Origin of the sequence: Marinicellulosiphila megalodicopiae, assembly GCF_045862395.1 — a bacterium.
Lineage (GTDB): Bacteria > Pseudomonadota > Gammaproteobacteria > Pseudomonadales > Natronospirillaceae > Marinicellulosiphila > Marinicellulosiphila megalodicopiae.
The window spans coordinates 1,192,137-1,207,571 of record NZ_AP023087.1; the positions used below are offsets into that span (position 1 = coordinate 1,192,137).

The 15,435-nt window shown below is 35.7% G+C and carries 12 protein-coding genes; 1 reads left to right on the top strand and 11 read right to left on the bottom strand.

What is annotated here, in order from left to right:
* Positions 1 to 466: 466 nt before the first annotated feature.
* Entirely contained in the window at positions 467 to 1,945 is a 1,479-nt protein-coding gene (locus tag TYM08_RS05125; protein ID WP_422381897.1) for an FAD-dependent oxidoreductase, read from the top strand.
* A gap of 90 nt (positions 1,946 to 2,035) precedes the next feature.
* Here TYM08_RS05125 and TYM08_RS05130 read toward each other — a convergent pair whose 3' ends face one another.
* From TYM08_RS05130 to TYM08_RS05180, 11 genes are read right to left on the bottom strand one after another with little or no spacing between them, the layout of a single operon-like run.
* Entirely contained in the window at positions 2,036 to 2,707 is a 672-nt protein-coding gene (locus TYM08_RS05130; protein ID WP_422381898.1) for a prepilin-type N-terminal cleavage/methylation domain-containing protein, read from the bottom strand.
* A gap of 47 nt (positions 2,708 to 2,754) precedes the next feature.
* Entirely contained in the window at positions 2,755 to 3,432 is a 678-nt protein-coding gene (locus TYM08_RS05135; RefSeq protein ID WP_422381899.1) for a type II secretion system protein, read from the bottom strand.
* Between the two features lie 4 nt (positions 3,433 to 3,436).
* Entirely contained in the window at positions 3,437 to 4,540 is a 1,104-nt protein-coding gene (locus TYM08_RS05140) for a hypothetical protein (protein ID WP_422381900.1), read from the bottom strand.
* Positions 4,541 to 4,549: 9 nt separating this feature from the next.
* Positions 4,550 to 5,224, bottom strand: a complete 675-nt coding sequence (locus TYM08_RS05145) for a hypothetical protein (RefSeq protein ID WP_422381901.1) — start codon at positions 5,222 to 5,224, stop codon at positions 4,550 to 4,552.
* Between the two features lie 7 nt (positions 5,225 to 5,231).
* A complete protein-coding gene (locus TYM08_RS05150) occupies positions 5,232 to 5,834 on the bottom strand; it encodes a hypothetical protein (RefSeq protein ID WP_422381902.1) in 603 nt (200 codons plus the stop codon).
* Positions 5,827 to 7,488 carry a hypothetical protein gene (locus TYM08_RS05155; protein WP_422381903.1) on the bottom strand — a complete coding sequence of 554 codons (1,662 nt, stop codon included), beginning with the start codon at positions 7,486 to 7,488 and terminating at the stop codon, positions 5,827 to 5,829. The genes TYM08_RS05150 and TYM08_RS05155 overlap by 8 nt, the downstream gene beginning before the upstream one ends.
* A 3-nt stretch (positions 7,489 to 7,491) precedes the next feature.
* Complete coding sequence (locus TYM08_RS05160) at positions 7,492 to 8,694, bottom strand: type II secretion system F family protein (protein ID WP_422381904.1); 1,203 nt, start codon at positions 8,692 to 8,694, stop codon at positions 7,492 to 7,494.
* Positions 8,687 to 10,384: a GspE/PulE family protein gene (locus tag TYM08_RS05165; protein ID WP_422381905.1), complete on the bottom strand. Its 1,698-nt coding sequence runs from the start codon at positions 10,382 to 10,384 to the stop codon at positions 8,687 to 8,689. The genes TYM08_RS05160 and TYM08_RS05165 overlap by 8 nt, the downstream gene beginning before the upstream one ends.
* Positions 10,377 to 12,350, bottom strand: coding sequence for a tetratricopeptide repeat protein (locus TYM08_RS05170; protein ID WP_422381906.1), 1,974 nt, complete (start codon positions 12,348 to 12,350; stop codon positions 10,377 to 10,379). Before TYM08_RS05170 ends, TYM08_RS05165 begins: the two co-directional genes overlap by 8 nt.
* A gap of 9 nt (positions 12,351 to 12,359) precedes the next feature.
* Positions 12,360 to 13,988 carry a pilus (MSHA type) biogenesis protein MshL gene (gene mshL / locus TYM08_RS05175; RefSeq protein ID WP_422381907.1) on the bottom strand — a complete coding sequence of 543 codons (1,629 nt, stop codon included), beginning with the start codon at positions 13,986 to 13,988 and terminating at the stop codon, positions 12,360 to 12,362.
* Complete coding sequence (locus TYM08_RS05180) at positions 13,985 to 14,983, bottom strand: ExeA family protein (RefSeq protein WP_422381908.1); 999 nt, start codon at positions 14,981 to 14,983, stop codon at positions 13,985 to 13,987. The genes mshL and TYM08_RS05180 overlap by 4 nt, the downstream gene beginning before the upstream one ends.
* Positions 14,984 to 15,435 lie beyond the last annotated feature (452 nt).

Consider the following 15,435-nt stretch of genomic DNA (forward strand, 5'->3'; position numbering starts at 1 on the left):
CGATTTTGAAGAAACAGTCGCCTTAATTTCTAGAATTTACTTGAATCTTTAGATTCTCTAAAATCAGATAGTTACATTCAGAGCAGTAGGAATTCAAAACATAGCCACTATTATTGTTTTTTTAATTCTAATAGTATAAAAAATAGACACTTATAGGGTTTAACTTATTGTTTTATATCATTTTTTACAGTGGTGGTTATAAAGTAAACAATTGGAATTATACTACTCTAGAAGTAATCAATGCTTTTAAAAACTTGTTACAAACACAGTTATCCACAGAAAATGTGGACAGATTATTTGACAAATCCACAATGCTCGACTTTTCGACACTCAACAAAGTTGATTTAGGCTTAAGTTTGGTTTTTAACTCTCTGTTAAATGTAGGTATAAGTTATAATATTAACAATAAGCTGATTTATCATGCCGCTAAAATGTATTGTCAATTCTGAAAAAGGCCCTTAAATACGTGTGTACCCATTCAAGTGATCAAGAGTCAAACAATTCTGAGTCTATCCAGTGGAGCATTTGCCAAATTTGCAGAGGCACCAGCAAAATCAATAAAGGTATTCGCAAAAAAGTGAAGCTACGTTATCAGCGTGAATTGTTAAAATTTGAACAATCAAACCATAAAGGCAATGGACCGATTAAGCCAAAAGGGCATTTAGAGCCTTGTAATAATTGTCATGGATCGGGTTTGGTGAAGGTTAAAAATAATCCTGAATCGCAACAAAACCAACCTCTAAATGATTATCCACATGTTGCAATAATAGGGGGAGGTATTGGTGGAGTGGCGTTAGCTGTGGCGTGTTTGCATCGTGATATTCCCTTTACGTTATATGAGCGTGATGTCAAGTTTACTGCACGTGCACAGGGTTATGGATTAACATTACAACAAGCAAGTCGTGAAATACAAGGGTTGGGTATTAGCGGGTTAAAGCAAGCAGTAATATCCACACGTCATGTTGTGCATGACACCCATGGTAAAATAATTGGTGATTGGGGGGTGAATGATTTAGATCCAGCAAATATTAAAGCGTCAGTGAATCGAACAAATATTCATATATCAAGACAATCACTGCGCTCGGCGTTAATTGAGCAATTAGGAGCAAATGAAACCATTAAATGGGGGCATCAATTACTTGATTTTGAACGCAATAAAGACAGTTCAATCTCATTACGATTTGAAGTGGGCGGCCAAATAAAACATTCCACTGCAGATCTTGTCGTAGGTGCTGATGGCATTCGAAGTTGCGTTCGAAAACAATTATTTGATGATCAAAAGTCTCCTCTGAAATATTTGGGTTGTATTGTGATATTAGGAATTTGTCAGTTAGATAATATCCAATGTGATGATCGAACGTTATTAAATGGATCGACCGTATTTCAAAGTGCTAATGGAAAAGAACGTATTTATATCATGCCCTATGACGAACAATCTGTGATGTGGCAATTAAGTTTTCCAATGCATGAAACTGAAGCAAAAATATTAAGTGCAAAAGGCGCACTTGTTCTTAAACAAGAATCCTTAAAAAAATGCCAATGGCATGATCCCATTCCTCAAATATTAAAAGCCACTCAAACTGATTTGGTTTCTGGATATCCTGTTTATGATCGGGAGTTGTTGCAATCAAATCAATTTGAAAAAGCAGGTAATACCACATTAATTGGTGACGCCGCTCATCCGATGAGTCCGTTTAAAGGGCAAGGAGCGAATCAAGCATTATTAGATGCTTTAGCGCTTGGGCGTGCAATAAAAAGAGGTTGCCGACCTGAATCTAATTGGCGAGAGAAGGGTATAAGAGAAACAGTTTTGAAAAATTTTGAATCTGAAATGATTGAACGTACTCAATCAAAAGTAGTTGAGTCTGCAAAGGCGGCGCAGTTTTTACATTCAGATGTTGTATTGGTTGAGGCGAATGAACCAAGAGGGCGGTGCTTAAAATAATAATATTTTTTTAATAGTTATTTTCAAAAATACAGTTGTGAAAAAGTGCTATTAAACACGTCCATGTGTCTAAACAATATATTAAATAATCTAGATTTTCATACAAACTGTATATAAGACTGCTTCACTATAAGGTGCGGCTAATACCGTTGTAGCTGGTGGTGTTGGTGCATTCCCTCCAGCATCGAGTGTTGCACGAAATGAACCCGTTGCGCCATTGCCATCATCCATTTGGTTGTCTAATGACATCGCCGCTTTTCCGTTTACAGAATTCAAACACACTTTCAATCCACCTAAATCACCATTAATTACACCTGTAGTAATACCAATTAATCCACCAAATGCATTTCTTGGTAATGCAGCTGTATCTTGGCTTCCAACTTCACCGGTAATAAACCCAGATGCTTTTAAATGCTGCCAAAAATTGTCATGCTCTCCACCTCCATCAAATGTATCATTAATCGCAGCGGTTAAAATACCATTACGGTTGCCCGCTTGTGTCACGTTAGCCCATGAACCACCGCGAGCTTGAATCGTTGCTAAGTTACCATCATCACCAGGAATTGCTCGGTAACGATCAATATAACCATTGTAAGCGGCGGCAATTGAATTCATATCGTTCACGCCTTTTTTAACTTTTGAATTCTCAATTAACTCGGTGCCTTTAAGTACGCCACCTAATAGCAGGCCGATAATTACCAATACAATGGCAATTTCAACAAGTGTGAAACCAGATTGCTTGTTCAGGGATATATTTTTCATAGTACTTTCTCGCAATTTATAGTCGTTCACTTAAGAGTAGTTACAATTTATAAATTTGTTTGAATAAATTGCAACATTAATAAATTAGGTGAAATCCAGCTTACAATGTCATCAAATTCAGACCCGGTAAGCTCTGTAGGAAATTTAGAAATAAATACATTATCAGCATCTAGGTTTTCTAACTGATCGGCAGAATTATAAATATTACGATCAGGCCCTACAGAAAAAATAACAGCCACCACCGATTGCGCAACCACATTACCAACTGTGCATGTTGAGTTTGTGCACACGTTAAAAGGTGAGGTTTGATTGTTTAAAGAAAGGCCCGTTGCAAACTGCCAAGCATTGACATCACTCAAGCTATATCGAATAGGCGATGCCCAGTAATCAATTAATTGTTGGTTGCTATCAAATTGGCCATTAATAGACAGCGTAACAGCAGGCACAAACCCATGTTCAGTGGTACAGGAAGAACCTGCTCCAGCAGTTCTGGATTCTAGGCCATTTGATGCAGCAGTGGCAGGGCAGGGTAAAAAACCGTTAATGGCACTGTAACCAATAATTGCATCGTGTATTTCATTTAAAAGTTGTTCTGTTTTTTTAATATTTTTATTTTTTTGTTGCGCGCTTAATGGTCCTAAAATACTGCCCAATAATAAACCCACCACCACTAAAACTATGGCTAATTCAACTAACGTAAACCCTTGGTTATTTTTGAAATTCATAACATTACTCCAAGACAATGATCAGCTGATCATTAAAAGTTGAATCTAAATGACGTGATAAAGAAAACTCAAAGGTGGCATCTAAATCATTATTGTCTCTTTCAAAATAGTCGACCATTGCAGCACTTGGGCGATTTTGTCCGCTTAATGGATTACCAGGTAAAAGGATGATTGAATTTGCAGAGAGCGTTTTAGCATTAACTAACGAAATACATTGATTCCCACTTGGCCCACAAAACACATAATGCAATTGAGCTTGCCAGTGCCTTTGCACCCACAAAGGTAAATTTAAACTTGTAGGACAGCCTGCCGCATTTGCAAAGGCATTGGCTTGGTCGGTAGGTAAAAATCCAAACTCAGTATTGATGTCACTATCAAAAGGCGATGCGGTTTGAGTTGACGCCCAAGGGAATTCATTGCAACTAGGTTGATTATAATAAGTTAATAAAGATTGTTTGACGTTAGCCCCTACAAACGATTCAACATGTCGCCAATAGTCAGTTAAAGACACGCTGAATATTTCATCGTTAAAATCGGTATTGGTTGAGGTGCTAATAAATTGAGTAAAATCATTATTAGCATTGATATCTTCAAAATAATTGATTGGATTATTGTTAGAGCGCACTTGATTATTAACTGGGGTATTTGCTTTTAATAAAACAAAAGCAACCGATTGATTATCAACAAAAATATTTGAATCTAAAGACGAATTTAAATTAACCCCAGTGATTATTCGCGTGTATTGTGGATCAACCCCATACCATAAAACGGCGCCAGAGGAATCTAAAATTCGCTCAGCGGACAGTGTGACATAAGGTAAATATCCTAGATTTCTCGTGCAATTTGATCCTTGTAAGTCAGAAATGCCATCGCCATTGATGTCAGGGCAGGGCAATAAACCAGGAGTAGATTGATTAATTGCGTATCCAATTATTTCTTTTTGGATATTAGAAATGGTTTTTGAATACACCTGTGATTGATCTATTTTTTGTCTATTGAGTGAAACAGATGTAATGATAGCACCAGTAAAAATAATCATTATTACCGCTAACATGGCAAGTAACGCGATGCCTTTTTGGTTGTTTAGAGTGTGTATTGTATTATTCATAATAGTCACTTAATTATCTTGTAATAATAATCGAGTGGTATCGTTTGTTTGTTTAATTAATTCTAATGTTTGTAAACTTGAGTTGGATATGGGTTTTTCGTCTTCTATATCATCTATGTAGTCATCTATGTAGTCATCTATATAGTCATCTTTTAAGTCATCAAATTTTTCATCTTTCATTGATTCAGGTTTAATGTCGTTTTTAGGAATCACTCTTTCATATAAGTACGATTCCACCACTTGGTTTTTATTAGCACTCCATATTTGACCAGGTTTGAGTACTTTTTTATTCGCTAATTCTTTAATTAATACTTCTGATTCATCAGATGAAAACGTAACGTTGTGATCTTTATTAGTCTGATTATCAACGCGTTTGCCATTGATCCAAACCACTTTAGTGCCATCTTCGCGGATGATCATGCCAGATACAATAATATCCTGAGCAGGTGCGCTTGTTTCAGTTTGAAATTTATCGATAATTTCTTTTTTAGATTCAGAATTAACTGGCGAGCCAGAAAACTCACCATAAAAATCACTTCTTGTTGCGTTTAAAATAACGCGCTCTTGTTTGGATGTAAATAATTTAGAAAAAGGCGTATCCCAAGATGTGTTTTCAGCACTTAATGCATGTGTTGATATAAAAACAAATATAACCAAATGAAGATGTTTAAATAATTGATTCATAATCCACCTACAAAGTTGTCCATTGTGTTGTGAAATCTTCTAAATAAAACCATTTTAATTTACAACTACCCGCCATGCCTGAATAGTTAAATTCATTAACTAAGCGTAATTCACAACTTTCTACACTAAATAATCCATCGGCATTATTGTGTAAATACTGTACCAAATGGTAAAAATCCCCTTCATGTAATATTTGAAAGTTCAAACTCATAATGGCAGTTTGAAAAGACACTTCAGGGTTTTCATATAAATCAATAAGTGAATCCGAAGGCGAAGACTGCTCTAATGTGAAATTTAATGCCGGTATATTGTATTTTTCTGATGCAGTCTTAAGGGTTTCTAGCCATTGCAATCGATTACCTTGGCCTATTAAACCCTGTTTTTTTAATTCTAAATAACGCGGGTAATACTCATTGAATAACTCTAATTGAGATACCGCTTGTTCATTGATATGCACTTGGGAAGCTACTCTGGTTTTTTGATCTTTATTTTCTTTGTAAGTGCCTATAAAAAAATATAATGAAAAAATCAAAAAAACAAAGGAAGTAGATAATATAGACAATCCTATAATATGTTTTTTATAATTGATTTCTTTTATTATATTATTCATAGACACCTACCAAACTTTCATCGATCGTCACTTCTGGGTCAAAAAATGGCGTGCCTTTTAATAATAAAAGTATTTCAAAACTATCGGCACCTAGCGCTTTAAAAACAAGATTTCTATCGGTTCCTTGTTGATCTGAAAAATTAGCGTGGTTTCTGATATCAACAGGGGCTTTAATTAACCAAAGCTTTTCAATAAAATCACTATTGTTAAACTGTTCAGTGAGTTGGTCCATGATCAAAACAGTTTGTCGATAACTTAAGTTGTTTTGGTTTAACCGCCCTTTAATAGTAAGCATAGGGTAACGAAGATTGTATTGGTCGTAATTGGGTTGGTCATAATACCCATTTCCATTATTAGAAGACTTCTCTTTGTCGACATCTTGTAATATTTGAATCAATGAGAGTCCGTGTAATTTTTCCCATGCAATATTTGTGATTTTGATGCGTTCAAACGAAGGCTTACTTAAAATATTACTTAATGGAATAAATGCATTTTCTAAAGATTGATTCGCTTCCAGTTGTAATTGATTTGAAAATAAAATATGTTGCTGCACTTTTTGTGCTGTATCAATTTGATTTTGCAGTAAATCGTATTGCTCTTGATAAACATTAGATAATGCGATTTTTTCTTTTTTTAACTCTTTGGTTTCTATGCTCATATTGTTGTTGATTGTGCCAATGCTGACAGCGGATAAAAACAAAGCAAAACTGCCCATGTAACTTAAGTTGTGAATAAATCTATTTAATGAGTAAACAAAATAGTTAGCCTGATCTTTTTTGTTACCATAAGGGTTTTCTCTAATAGGGTGGGTTGAACACAAATAAGAGAAAATAGCATCTGCATGCAAAACTTCATGAGTTTTGATCGACAATTTTTTTTGTACTTCTGACAATCCATAAAATCTAAAAGTGTATTCTTTGCTATCAATGTAATGACTTTTTGCTTCATCAATAAAATTGTCAGGTAAAATACAAATAACATCTAAATTATCATTGTATTTAATATACTGTTTATTAGTTAAAAATTTCTTTATCTTATCAACACTATGATCCATGTAGGATTCAGCGGTTTCTGAAATCACATCTTCATGGGAGAGCCTTACAATTCGAGATAAAATAAGTTTGCCATCTCGAATGTAGGTTTCTCTAAAAGCTGAGCGAATTTGACGCGAGATTAAGAGTGAATTTTTTTTCTTTGGAAATAATTTTTTAGCTAACTCTTCGCATAATATCGGTAAAGACCAAATGCCACTGACGGGTACTTTATTTTTTTCAATCACACCCATCCATGAATCGATCGATTCATCATTGGTAATGGCAGTAAACAGTAATTCTTCTTCTTTTCTGTCCCCTTTTAATATACGGATTTTTTGATGGTAGACAAAGTGTGCATTTCTATAGTGACGTTTTGTCATACGTTCAATCATGGATTTACGATCTTTACCTCGCAAAAAAGGCACATTAACAATTAAAAAATCTTCTTCAATAAGCTCTAATAAAATTTGAGTAGGCACCACATCACTTGCATGAATATATTGCTCAAATCCAATATGGCCTTGTTCGTCATTTTCAAATTCAAACGAATCAATTAAGGTGGAACCTTGCCATTCAAAAACTTTTAATCGATGGCTTGTGATGAAAAAATTACGTTTCATTAATCATCCTATATTGCCAATGGCATCCCAAACAGGCCCTAAAACCGACATCATAATCCAGCCTAATAATGTCCCCATCACCACAGACAAAATAGGCGATATAGCAGGCTCTATTTTGTCAATGGCACCTTGCACTTCACGATTATAAAAATAACTGATGTTTAATAACGACTCATCTAAGTTACCTGTACTTTCACCTACTTTTACCATTCTAATGACTAAAGGTGGAAATATTTGTGTTTGTTTAAAACTGTCACTGATGCCTTTGCCGTCTCTTATTTTTTTACCCACTTCACGTAATGCTTCTTCTAATACCGCATTGTCCATAAGGTTTTCACATATTTGTAATGCTCGTAATACATTAATACCTGAGGCATATAAAAGTGACATGTAATTAGCAAGGCGAGCCAGTTTTATTTTTAATAAAATATTACCAAAAATAGGAGCTTTTAATTTAAGGTAATCAAGTCTGTATTTTACTTTTTTACTGCGTTTACCCATTGTTTTTAATGTGTAAAATATAATAAAGGGCATAATAAAAATCGCCCACCAATAATTAATAAATACCCCAGACACAATAATAAGTGCTTTGGTATGAAAGGGCACTTCGCCACCCATCTCTAAAATAAACGGTAATATTTGAGGGACTAAATACACCATTAAAAACCCAGTCACCGCTAAAACAACAAGTCCCACAATGGCTGGATACGTTAATAATTTAACCGTTGCTGAAATTAACTCATCAATCCAGCGTAACGATGCACCCATATCTTTAAGTATTTTGTCTAATTCACCTGACTCTTCACCAATTTCAATTAACGAAATAAACACTTGGTCAAAATCATTTTCAAAATCTTTTAATGCCTCTGAAAAGGTTTTACCCCCTTGAATGGACTCTACTAAGCTAGACAATAAATCTCGATAATAACCTTCATCAGCGCTGTCACGTAAATCGGATAATCCATCTAATAACGGCACACCTGATTTTGTTAATTGCTCTAACTGCACCACCATATTGATGATGTCTTTTCGATTTAATTTTCTGGCGCCTAATCGAAATGCGCGTTGTTTGACTACTTTATAATTAATTAAATCTTGATCTTGATTATTAATTAACGCCTCAAGTTCAAACACATTATTGGCATGCATTCGACCTTCAAAGCTTTTGCCGTATTCGTCCATAGATTTGTATTTATATTCACTCATTTTGATTTAACCTTGCTGTTAAATCCACAACACGATTAAGCTCTTCTATGGTTGTGTCGCCTTCAATAATACGCTCAATGCCACTGTCAGCCATGGTTTTGAATCCCATTTTTTTGGCTTTGCGTTGCATTTCAATCATGGTGGCGCCTTTAGCAATTAACTCATCAATTTCACTGTTAACCTGTAAAACTTCCAATATTGATAAACGACCTTTAAATCCAGTTTGATCACAAAGCTCACAGCCTTTTGCGCTGTATATGGTTATGGGATCACTCACACCTAAAATAACCTGTTCATATTCTTCAGTGGTTTTTGCTTCTTTACAGTGTTTGCATAATGTTCGAATTAATCGCTGTCCTATAATCCCAATGATATTTCCTGCCATGATGTCGGGTTTTACACCGATGTCTTTTAAACGCGAGAATGAACCAAGTGCCGAGTTAGTATGCAAAGTAGTAAATACTTGGTGACCTGTCATCGCAGCACGAAACGCCATTTCAGCGGTGGCTTCGTCACGTACTTCGCCCACTAAAATAATATCGGGATCTTGGCGCATTAACGAGCGAATACCGCTGGCAAAATCCATTTTAGACACTTCATTAATAGAGGTTTGGCGAATCATATCCATTGGATATTCCACAGGATCTTCCAGTGTCATGATATTCACTTCAATGGATTTTCTAAAATTTAACATCGAATAAAGTGTGGTGGTTTTACCAGAACCCGTAGGGCCAGTAACTAAAATAATGCCTTCTGGTCGATTCATTAATAATTTTAATAATTGAAACGACTCTTCACCCATTTTCAAATTTTCTAATGGGACAATGCCTTTTGAGCGATCAAGTACACGTAATACAATATTTTCACCGTGGGTGGTGGGTTGCGCCGACACACGAAAATCAACAGGCTTACCAGAAATACGCAACGAAATACGACCATCTTGCGGTGTGCGTGTCTCGGCGATATTCATTCCCGCCATCACTTTTAGTCGTACCACAATGGCCGACCAATAATCTTTATGTAATGATCTAATTTGACGTAATACGCCATCTATTCGATAACGTAATCTTAAAAAGTTAGCTTCGGGTTCAAAGTGAATATCCGATGCGTCTTTTTTAACGGAGTCAGCCAAAATAGCATTCACTAATCGCACTAGCGGGTGAGAGTATTGACCGCCTTCTGCTTCTAATGCGTTGTAATCAATTTCACCGGTTTCAATTTCTTTTAAAATTTCATTAACAGATAATTCGTAACCATAAAACTGATCAATGGCTTGTCGAATATCCGCTTCGGTTGACAGCACAGGCGTAATTTCAATATCACGTGGTAAGGCTGCACGAATTCGTTCCTGTGCAATTAAATCTAATGTGTCGACCATGGCGATCACTAGATTATGGTTTTCTTTGTCATAACTAACAGGCACCACAGAATGTTTTTGTGCAATGTTTTTTGGGATGCAATCTAGGGCTTCTTTTTCAGGTAATAATGTTTTTAAATCAATACTGTCATTACCAATCACTTCGCCTAACACATCGCGCATGATGGATTCGGTCACAAACCCTAAGTCAGTAATGATTTGACCAAGTGGTTTATTTACCTTTCTTTTTTCTGTAACGGCAATATCAATTTGATCTTGGGAGATCAAACCACGCGCTAGTAATTGGTCGCCAATTCGAGGAGCATTACTCATAGATTTTTACCAGTTGGGTAACACGATTAGTTAAAATAACACTGTCTATAAAGTGTTTACTTTGATCATCTAAGGATTGAGCTTGCTTATAAAAACCCAATGCTTGTTTGGGTAAATTTAATTGCTCTAAACTAATTGCCAGATTATAGGCGTAGACTGCTTTGTCTGGTGAGTACTGCCATGCTGTAAAAAAGGCTTGTTGCGCGTCTACCCAATTTTGTTGTCTTGCGTGTAATGTGCCTTGTATAAAGTGTAAATGTGACGCTTTAGGATTTTGAAATAATATTTCATTAAGTTGTGATTTTAATTTATTAATATTTTCAAATTTACTCGCCGCTAAAATCATACCTGACAATGCAAGGGCGTCATTTGGTTGAATATTAATTCGTTGTTGATAATACTCAATCGCCATTGAATAATTTTGTTGTGCCATGGCAATGCCCGCTAAACCAAACTGAGCGTCACTGCTTGTAGGCTCAATGGATAGCGCATTTAAATAATGTTGTTTTGCGTTTTCAAAATTACCCAGTTGGTAAAACTGATAAGCGGTATAAATCGCATCTTGATAGGGGGAAATCGTTTCTTGTTTAATTGATAATGCTTTTGTTTGAATAGGTTGGGCAGTAATGACAGGTGTTGCTTTTATTGTTTTTTTTACTTTTACAGTGGCGGGGTTATTTTCTATAACGGTTTTTTTAACTGTGTTTACAACTGCAACAGGTTTAGCTGTCACTGGATCTATTTGACTAGATTTAATTGGTAAATCTAATACTTCAGTATTTGTGTTGCTTTTTAATGTGTTGGGACCATCTTTTATATTGGTTGATTGCTCAATATAGGTATTATTTAATTCAGGCTGAATTGTTGAGGTTTCAACACCATTTGAATTCAGTAGGTTTTTAGTGGTGCTTTGAACCGCATCTGACACAACAATAACGGGCGTGTCTACTTCAATGCTGTTATTGATATAATACTGATAACCTGTAAATGTCACTAACCCAATAATGCCTAATGAATACATCGCTATTAACTGAATTTTGTTATTTCTAGTTTTATTTAGGTTTTTCTTTTTAAGGTCGATGAACGCGATTGTTTGATTTTCTTGATCTCGAATAGATTGTTGTTTACGCTCATTTCTAACATCGTCATTAGTCGGCATTACAGGAACTTCATCTATTTCAGGTTGAATAATTTCCTGATCAGTGATGTTTTCTTGAATGTCTTGTAAAGGAGCTTTTACTATTTGAGGTGTTTGAGTTTCTTTTTCAGTTAAGTCACCAGTGGACTCTGTATGTATTTCAATAGTTGATGTGCTTTGGTTTGAATCTAACGGTTCGTTATGCGCTTCTATGGATATGGATTTGATCTCATTATGGGTATCATCAATGTTTGATTGATCAAAGGTCACATCATGATTTATGTCATCTGGTGTAGCCTCAATTTCATTATTTTTATTATCTAAAAATATTGAGAACTCTTCGTTTAATTCTAATTGATCATCTAAATCAAGATCTTCTTTTTCTAATTGCAACTCGCAAACGGTTGATATGTCTGTCTCTAATTCTTGTTTTACATCTAACATTTCTTGTTTAGGTTCGATATCACTTTTAACCAAGTTTTCATTAATGACTGCACTTGCGGATGCCGTTTTAATTGGAGAAGGGCTTTCAAAATCTTGATCGGTAATATCATCTGGTAAAGTCGGTGTTTTATGGGCGCCCATATGGCTTAAAAACTGATCTTTAATAAGGTCGGAATGTCTGAGTTTTTCTAATTTATTTTTATTGTTGTTTTGTTTAGAAATGGATTCTTGTTCACTTAAAAATGAGTTAATGGATTCTTCGTCAGATATAGAATCATCAACTTCGTTTTTATTTTGTGCCCCAGGTTCATTCACCGATAGCAATGCATCTCTTTTTTTCTTTTCTAGGGCTGCATTTTTCAAGGCATCTAATAAAATACTCATGATTCTCTCCTAATTAGTAGGGGTTAAATTAGTTTGAGAATTTGATAGAGGAAGATATTGATTAAATTGTTTAAAATCCCCGTTTAAATTTGCCTGATTCACCACAGTTGGGCGAATAAAAATTACCAACTCTGTCTTTTTAATTCGTTCGTCTTTATATTTAAATAACGAGCCAATAATGGGAATGCGACCTAAAAAAGGAATGCCTTTGTCGCCAGTTGACGATTCGTCCTGCATTAAACCACCAATGACCGCTATGTCTCCGGTTGCTACTTTTAACATAGACTCCACTTCGCGTACTTGAATAATTGGCACTTCGCTGATGACACCCACACGGGCAAGTTCAGGATTAGGGTCGCGAGCTTGGCCAATCACTCTTGAAATAGTAGGGCGAATATTTAACGTCACGTTTTCAGATTGCGAAATAAATGGCGTGACACTCATAACAAACCCTACAGGAACAGTCTGTATGGTTGTTTCATAAGTGACCACATCTGATGAAGTATCGTCGCCTGCTTCAATATTGACCCCTACTGTAAAGTACACCAAGTTATCGACCACTTTTAACAATGCAGTTTGGTTATTCAGTGCCATCACTTTGGGGCTAGACATAATGCTGACATTACCAAAAGTTTCTAAAGCGGTTAATGTTGACTGAATGGAGTCACTGCCTGAGTTATTGGTTTGTGACAGTGTAAAGTTTGAGCCTGCTGTTAAAGAGGTATCAATAAAAGATTGAGACACATTGGTAATGGTGTCTGATAACTGATCGCCTACTAATGACCAATTAATACCCGCTTGATAGCCTTTACTTAGAGTGACTTCAGCAATGGTGGCTTCAATTAATACTTGGCGTTGTGAGCTGTGTAAAATTTCATTTATAAATTCACTGATCACACGATGTTGTTTATTGGTTGCACGCACCGCTAAAATGCCTGTTTCTCTATTTGTGATGATGTTGTTATTGGATTCACTACTGTCTGAATCTTCTTGATCACCAGAAATAATCATAGCGACATTGTTTTCAATGCTTTGCCAAAACTGATTGTCACTGGTATTGCTTACATCGGTTGACGAATTGTTGCCACCAGAGCTGTTTGATTCTGCACCCGCACCTTGTCCTGTAGAGTTTATTTGTGTGGATACGGTTGAATTACTAGAGCTGGTACGGCTCATGTTTATATAATCAATGCTGTAGTTTTTTATAAAAGGCGTATCCATTCTTATTTTTAAAACGTCATTTTTTATGGAATAAATAATATTACTGTTATCTGCAATGCGATCTAAAATTGCAATTAATGGTTGTTCGATTGCATTAATAGTAATCGTGCCTGTCACATCATTATTAATATCTAAATTTAATTTTGCATCACGAGCTAATGAAAATAAAAGCTCATTAATAGGCACGTTGGATACAACCACTGTGTGTTTTTCTTGCTGTTTTAATAATTGTGGTTGTTGCAAAATTGGTGGGCTTGCCACAATTTGAGGTATCTGGCTTTTATCAGATTGCGGTTGTTGGTTTAAATGCCCAGTTGATAGACCATATAGATCGTCTATTTTTTTTTGCGAAAACATTTGAGATTGGCAACCCAATAATAAAATGGTCATACCGATTAAATAACTGATTATCTTCACAATGATTCCTCTGCTAAAACGATGGCGTCGGGTAAGGTTGACTGAGGTGTGGTTTCTATTGACAGTAAAGCGTCAACACTCGGATTTTGCAGTGTGATATATGGTTTTAAAAATATGGATGCAAACGCTAAACTTAATGCTAAAAAGAACATAATCATAAAGGCGGTGGTAATTGAAAAAGTTTTTTTATAAAAATCATGATCCATCGCCGCCAGTTTGACGTCACGTTTGGTAATGTTATGGCGATTTTCATTAAAGGCCATTAACAATATTTTATCTGCAATTAAATTCACTCTTCGGGTTAATCCAAAAGAATATTTTAAAATGGTTTTGGCTATTTTTTTATTAAAAATATCAGGGCCGGTGTAACCCACGCTGCGCATTCTAAAGTTTAGATAGTTGTGCACATCGTTTAGTGACAAGCTGTCAATGTTAATAGAATGAATAATGCGTTCACGTAATTGACGAATTTGTGGGTCTTTTAACTTTTCATCTAACTCAGGCTGGCCAAACAAAATTATTTGTAAAAGCTTATGCTCGTCGGTCTCTAAGTTACTTAATAAACGTATTTCTTCTAACGTCTCTAAGCTCATGGCCTGGGCTTCTTCTACTAATAGCACCACCCGTTTGTTTTCTAGGTGCAGGTTTAATAATGCCTGTTGGATAAGGGCAATGTGTTCAAATTTTGTAAGGTTCGAATCAATGGTTAAGCCCATTTCATGGGCAATAGCTAATACAGTTTGGTCAGGCGTAAGGCTAGGTGTGGATAAATACAGCCATTGGATATTGTCTTGTGAACGAGTAGGTAGCATACGACACAACATGGTTTTACCCGTGCCGACTTCACCCACCACTTTAGTGATGCCTTCGCCTTGTTCCACCGCGTAAGTCAGCAGTGACAGTAAAGCACCACGATCTGAGCCTTCAAAAAACAAGCGCGTATCTGGGGTGATATTAAATGGCGTTTTGTCCAAACCAAAGTGTTGCAAGTACATAGCCGTCTCATTAATTAATATAAAATTACATATATTTACAATATGTAATTTCAGTATAGACAATGATTTGGATTGTAAAGGTTTGGCTTTGTTTTATTTGGGTTGGAGTGAGGGAGAATCGGTGTTTAGGTTGTTTGGTTGTTCTGTAATTGGATAGGCTTAAAATAGAGATCTTTTTTTTGCATCTAGATTTGAGTCACGGATTCATTTGAAGGTCGTTTGTTTATATCTAATCAAGGCACTATCCCTTTGGATATTAATGAAGCTAATAGAGATTTTGATTGGGATTTTGATTGGGACAGGCAACCTAAGATGATCAAGGTTGAGTCTTATATTTGACATAGTCATTTAAAAATTAAAAACAAAGCCTCTGGATCTCCAACGATGATTTTAATTGGGACAGGCAACCTAAGATGATCAAGGTTGAGTCTTATATTTGACATAGTCATTTA

Excerpts from the sequence above, each read along its gene's own strand:
- TYM08_RS05130 (WP_422381898.1), bottom strand. The coding sequence starts at position 2,707 with ATGAAAAATATATCCCTGAACAAGCAATCTGGTTTCACACTTGTTGAA.
- TYM08_RS05135 (WP_422381899.1), bottom strand. The coding sequence starts at position 3,432 with ATGAATTTCAAAAATAACCAAGGGTTTACGTTAGTTGAATTAGCCATA.
- TYM08_RS05140 (WP_422381900.1), bottom strand. The coding sequence starts at position 4,540 with ATGAATAATACAATACACACTCTAAACAACCAAAAAGGCATCGCGTTA.
- TYM08_RS05145 (WP_422381901.1), bottom strand. The coding sequence starts at position 5,224 with ATGAATCAATTATTTAAACATCTTCATTTGGTTATATTTGTTTTTATA.
- TYM08_RS05150 (WP_422381902.1), bottom strand. The coding sequence starts at position 5,834 with ATGAATAATATAATAAAAGAAATCAATTATAAAAAACATATTATAGGA.
- TYM08_RS05155 (WP_422381903.1), bottom strand. The coding sequence starts at position 7,488 with ATGAAACGTAATTTTTTCATCACAAGCCATCGATTAAAAGTTTTTGAA.
- TYM08_RS05160 (WP_422381904.1), bottom strand. The coding sequence starts at position 8,694 with ATGAGTGAATATAAATACAAATCTATGGACGAATACGGCAAAAGCTTT.
- TYM08_RS05165 (WP_422381905.1), bottom strand. The coding sequence starts at position 10,384 with ATGAGTAATGCTCCTCGAATTGGCGACCAATTACTAGCGCGTGGTTTG.
- TYM08_RS05170 (WP_422381906.1), bottom strand. The coding sequence starts at position 12,350 with ATGAGTATTTTATTAGATGCCTTGAAAAATGCAGCCCTAGAAAAGAAA.
- TYM08_RS05180 (WP_422381908.1), bottom strand. The coding sequence starts at position 14,983 with ATGTACTTGCAACACTTTGGTTTGGACAAAACGCCATTTAATATCACC.